Annotated in this window: 5 protein-coding genes; all 5 read right to left on the bottom strand. The window is 51.0% G+C overall.

Translation table 11 applies throughout. The features are described from left to right. On the bottom strand, nucleotides 1-673 hold a 673-nt coding region (locus VF260_08375; protein HEX7057194.1), incomplete at its 3' end, for a sugar ABC transporter permease. 72 nt (nucleotides 674-745) lie between these two features. Beyond that, nucleotides 746-2,155 carry a sugar ABC transporter substrate-binding protein gene (locus tag VF260_08370; protein ID HEX7057193.1) on the bottom strand — a complete coding sequence of 470 codons (1,410 nt, stop codon included), beginning with the start codon at nucleotides 2,153-2,155 and terminating at the stop codon, nucleotides 746-748. A gap of 407 nt (nucleotides 2,156-2,562) precedes the next feature. Beyond that, nucleotides 2,563-2,709, bottom strand: coding sequence for a hypothetical protein (locus VF260_08365; protein ID HEX7057192.1), 147 nt, complete (start codon nucleotides 2,707-2,709; stop codon nucleotides 2,563-2,565). An 81-nt stretch (nucleotides 2,710-2,790) separates the two neighbouring features. After that, the gene (gene hisJ, locus VF260_08360) at nucleotides 2,791-3,684 is read right to left on the bottom strand and encodes a histidinol-phosphatase HisJ (GenBank protein HEX7057191.1); all 894 of its coding nucleotides are present in this window, start codon (nucleotides 3,682-3,684) and stop codon (nucleotides 2,791-2,793) included. A gap of 28 nt (nucleotides 3,685-3,712) precedes the next feature. Continuing rightward, nucleotides 3,713-4,972 (bottom strand): hypothetical protein, encoded by a 1,260-nt coding sequence (locus VF260_08355; GenBank protein HEX7057190.1) that lies wholly within the window; start codon nucleotides 4,970-4,972, stop codon nucleotides 3,713-3,715. Nucleotides 4,973-5,280: the final 308 nt, after the last annotated feature.

Raw genomic sequence — 5,280 nt, 5'->3', positions numbered from 1 at the left:
AAAAAATAATCGGCGTCATGAAAGGTATCGTGACATGCCGGAAGCGCTGCCAATTGTTCGCGCCGTCCATTTCAGCCGCCTCATGATATACGCTCGGCACGTTTTGCAACCCGGCCAAAAAGATAACGATCAGGTTCCCCGCCAGCCATACCGCAATCAGGGAAAGAGACGGGACGACATACTTGGAATCGGCGATAAAGAGAATTTTTTTCAATCCCATTTCGGATAGAAGGAAGTTGAAGAAACCGAAATTCGCTTCGTACAGCCAGGACCATCCTACGTAGATGGCGACGGCTGGCAAAACAAACGGCACATAAAATACGGCCCGGAAAAAACCTCTCGCCGGAATTTTCCGATTCAACAATACCGCGATGAAAAGCGAATAAATCATGCTTCCGGCTACGGACAAAAAGGCGAAGTAAACCGTCGCGACAATCGAGTCTTGCAAATAAGGATCAATGGTAAATAGCCTGATATAATTATCAAGTCCGACGAATTCGGGATCCGATAATCCTGTCCAATTCGTCAAACTGATGCCCAACACACCCAACAGAGGCAAATATGTCAGGAAAATCAGACCCAGAAAAGCCGGTATCAGGCATACGTAAGCAACGCGTTCCTCGCTGGAATGAATGCGGGAACGGCGCTTTCGCGCTTTGTTGATCGTGTCCATATCTCGCTTTCCACCTCGCCTTTCAAGGATGACCGCCATTTATGCGACCATGGCGGTCATCCCTCCGATTCGTTATTTGTTGCCTGAATGCGCCGCTTTCAACGCCTCGAGATTTTTGGTAATGGCTTCCTTGGCGGTCGTTTTTCCGGTCCAAACGTCCCCCAGAATCGACCCAAGCAAGTTGTTGAAGTCCGTCGTATAATTCGTATAGAACCAGGAAGCGGGTCTTGCGGCGGACGATCGCGCATAATCGACTACCGCGGATTTGTATTCGTCATACGGCGGGAAATTCGGATTGTCGACCCATTTATGTGTAAGTGTTTCATCCATATACCATTTTTCCAACGTCGGCATCCAGATCCCCGATTCGATGAGTCCCCAGTTGTTTTCTTCGGAATTGTACCATTTGAGGAATTCCATCGCTTCGGCCGGATGTTTGGTCTGGGCGAATACGACATTTGCGCCGCCTGTGTTCAGCGTAACTTTTTCCTTCATGTATGGCAATACGGCTACGCCATAATTCAACCCTTCCGCTTTAGCCGTATTCAGGCTGGTTCCGACGTTCCACGCGCCGTTCGTCGCCATGGCGACCTTCCCGGTAATGATGGTGCGCTGAATGCCGTCATCGGTTTGCCCGACGGACAACGGGGCGACATGATCTTTCAAGTACAGATCCGCAACTTTCTGGATGGCTTCGATGCTGGCGTCTTCTCCGATTCTGACCTCTTTTCCGTCGTTTGAGTAGAATCCGCCGCCATTGCTAAGCGTCCAGGTTTCCAACTGCCACGGCAGATTTTCAACGGATGCGCCATATTGTACGATGTTCTGCGGATCAAAGCCGTCTTCTCCGGGATGCTTGCCATTCTTGTCAAGCGTCAACTTCTTGGCCACTTCCACGAATTCTTCCCATGTCCATGCTTTATCCAAAGTGGCCGGCGGATAGGGCACTTTCGCCTTATCGAACAAATCTTTGTTGTAATAAAGAAGGAGGACTTCATTGGCGGAAGCGTAGGCTACGGTTTTGCCCTGATATTTGTATGCCAGACTGTCCAGCGGCTTGCTGTCGCTTCCTTCATACATAGAGCTGACATCATTCAGCATGCCCTCGGAGGACCACTGGATGACGGCATCCTCCTTCAACATCCCCGTATCCGGCAACTGGCCTGCCGTTGCCATCGCATTTAACTTCGTAATGTAATTTTCCCACGGAATCGGCACCACTTCGACTTCGATTTTGTCCTGCGAGGCGTTGAACTTGTCTACCGTCGCCTGGGTTGTCTTTCCTTCCTCTTCGCTGCCCCACATGGAGTAGGTGATCTTGACCTTCTCGGTTTTTTGCCCGCCTCCGGGCGCCGATGTCGCAGACGAATTTGATACGTCTCCTCCCGTTGTCGTGTTTGCCCCGTTTTTCGCGCAGCCTATTACGCCAAATACGAGTATAGCCGCGATAAGTACTGCCCCAAGCCTCTTTCCTGCTTTCATTTGACCCGTTCTCCCTTCATAAATTTGAACTGTTTTATTTATCTAAACGTTTGACACAATTCTTCGGAAATTCCGGCTTTTTTGTGAAAAACGTTTAGCATCGACGCATAAGCAGATCATGTTGTCAATCGGCATCATTCGCCCGTTTCCCTTCGGTTGACCGCCTCCGGCAAAATTATTAAGAGAATTTAAACGTTTAAATTTTAAAGTATATTTTGGTATGTTTCGTAGCTTTTCATGGTGTCTGCACAAAAACAGCGCAAGAATGCAAAATATTTATCGAAATAAAAGCGCTTACAGGGCATTTATACGAATTTTAATTTAAACGTTTTGATCCCTCACCTGATATATAACATGATTTGGGGGAACTTGCAAGGCTTTTTTTTCCAAAAGCAAAGCGGTCCGAATTAACCGTTTTCGCCGTCAACAAGCATCCAACAAAGAGCATGCTCGTCGATTGCGCATTGCGCGGTTTTCCGAATTACGCCGTTTCCGAACACATCGTATTGGAAAATCCGGATATAAAAAGTATCAACACGTTCAGCAATCCCCATCAAGTCATCCCCCATGCGGAAGGGTTGCGGAATGCAAAGACGGCTTGTTGCAGGCCGTGCTGCCGCGGTTGTCCCGGAATGTCATCCGGTTGAACCGTTGCCATGGCTGATATTGGCCTGTCCCCGGATGGCATGATCCCGGTTGACGTTATCCTTTGTGATTTTTTTTGTCGTTTCGGCGTACCACAGCCAGTCTCTGCCGACATCATGCGGCTGATGGGCGTCCGAACCGTATACGCAAGCGATTCCTTCCGCCATGCACGCTTCGATAAACCACGCCGGCGCGTATGCTTTGCCGCATGTGTCCTTGCGAAAGCCCGCGACATTCACATCGACGCCGACGCCGGCCGCCTTCAGTTTTGCGATGATACCGGTCAATCGGCGTCTGATCAGGCCCTCATCGATCCCGGGAAGCGCAAGGAGGAATTTCTCGATCAGGTTGATGTGGCCGATCCGCGTGCGAAACGGCCAAGCGCTTGCCTGTTCGATCGCTTTTTCCACATGATTGTAGTATTCCTCCGCAACCGCGTCCATCGTTCCGTAATATCGCAGCAACCCGTCGCGAAAATCATCCGCCGTGAAATCCACGCAGCGCATCCCGCCTTCGCCCGGCAAAAAATGCACGGATACGACGGCATCTTCCAGCATGTCGCCGCATTTTTCCACGATGTGCTCGGTGAACGATTCATTGCCGGACAAATAGTCGAGCTCCAGTCCGATTTGCACATCCAGCTTGCCTTCATAGGCTTTTTTCGCTTCGGCAACGCACGCCAAATAATCCGGCAGTTCGTCCATCTTCATCGCCAATTCGGCAAACAAAGCCTGATCGGCAATCCAGCCCGCCGGCAATGGCGGATGCTCGCTCACGGTATAGCGTTCAAACCCCAGCGCAACCGCTTGATCCAAATACACGCGCAAATGCGCCGCGCTGCCGTGCTTGCAAAAATGCGTATGCGTATGCCCGTCCCATTTCAAAACCGTTCACTCCCGATTTCAGCCGGCGTCAGAAGCGGAAAACCCGCATCAGTTCGACGAAATAAACGATTGCCGCTATAAGGGCAACGATTTGTCCGATGACGGCGACTCCCGGCGAACCCAATAAAAAGCTTGCCGCAACGACGCCGACGCCTGCGAGAAATATGCATAATTCCCAGGTCATGCGCGCCTCCGGCAGCATTTCCGACAACAACGGCGCGCTTTTTTTCTCTTCCCTTGTCCGATAACGCTTCGCCCACCACAAAAACGGGAAAATTTTGGACAGGTAACTGAGAATCGTGGACGAAAACCACCCTAAAATCACCAGAATAATCACGAATGTAACAAACATATCGCCGCTTATGTTAAGCCAGTCAAGCACAGTCCAAACAAGATACAGGAAAAATACCGCCGGCACCCACAACAGCGCCACCCGCACGGCCCCGACCGGCTGTTTGCTGCGGCTTTGCCGCCGCACCTGCCACGCGAACACGGCAAACCAGCCAAGCGCGCCGAGCAGGCACAAATCGCCCGCGATCGCGATTGCGGAATAACCGGACCACAACGAAGCCGCGTGCAGCCAAACGCCAACCTGCGCGCCGCCGATGATCCAGTAAGCCTCCCGGCCGACTTTTTTCGCGGACACGAAAAACATCGGCAACAGCTTGAAGCTGTAAACAATGATGAGCCCGGACAACCAGCCGCCCAGACCAAGCCACAGATGGCTGCCAAATACCGCCGCATGATTTTCGGCGCCAAATCCATACGCAAATCGCAGCCCCATCACGATTCCTAAGAGAACCGTGGCCAAAAGGTCCAACAAACTGAGCGAAACGCCTAGTACAAACGGATTCCATTCGCGTTTGCGGTAAAACGTTATACCCAGATTGCCGGTATATAAAAAGACGCCAAGCGAAAGAAGAACGCCGCCGTAAACGATCAGCCGCGCGTCCGCCAAAAATCCGCCCAACAACAGGACAAAGCCCGCAACGTATAAAGCGAATTGGATAAAACCAAGCGTTCTGCTGAACAGCGTCGTGCGCATGATCACCTGGGTAATTTGGAAACTCGCGCCCATGGCGATCATGGTCGCCCACCCCAACACCAACAAATGCGCGAGCAGCATCCCTTCCGCGGTCTGAAACGATTGCAGGCGCACGAGAGCGGGCAGAAATACGGCCATCACGCCCATTGTCGACAGAAAAACCGCAAGACCTGTCGCAAAAAAGGCGAACGAAAGCTTCAATATGTAAAGATTTGCCGGAGTTTTTTGTTCTTTTTCCGTCATCCCTTTTCGCCCCTTTCCGCCTCCATCCTTTATTCTAGCCGCCATGCCCGCACAAAAGCAAGGCATTTGCAGTGCTGAATTTCCAACCTTGCCATCGCAACCTATAAAACTTGCGGCGGAAACTCAACCGGTTTGCCGGATTGCAAATTTTAGCGGTCGTAGAAAAGCTTATTTTGCGCAAATTGCCTGCTTTGCGATTCTAACGGTCGTAGGAGAGCCTATTTTCGCATTTTCCCTGATATTCGGGCATGGAAACGACAAATAGCGTCCACTGCGTCCGTAACAATTTCAAATCAGCCTTTTTTCGG

The organism is Bacilli bacterium, assembly GCA_036381315.1.
Lineage (GTDB): Bacteria > Bacillota > Bacilli > Paenibacillales > KCTC-25726 > DASVDB01.
Note: the sequence above shows the minus strand (reverse complement) of the source record. Positions and strands in the feature narration are given on the sequence as shown.

Bases quoted from the DNA above. Each gene is read 5' to 3' on its own strand.
- VF260_08365 (HEX7057192.1), bottom strand. From the start codon at position 2,709: ATGGGGATTGCTGAACGTGTTGATACTTTTTATATCCGGATTTTCCAA.
- VF260_08370 (HEX7057193.1), bottom strand. From the start codon at position 2,155: ATGAAAGCAGGAAAGAGGCTTGGGGCAGTACTTATCGCGGCTATACTC.
- VF260_08355 (HEX7057190.1), bottom strand. From the start codon at position 4,972: ATGACGGAAAAAGAACAAAAAACTCCGGCAAATCTTTACATATTGAAG.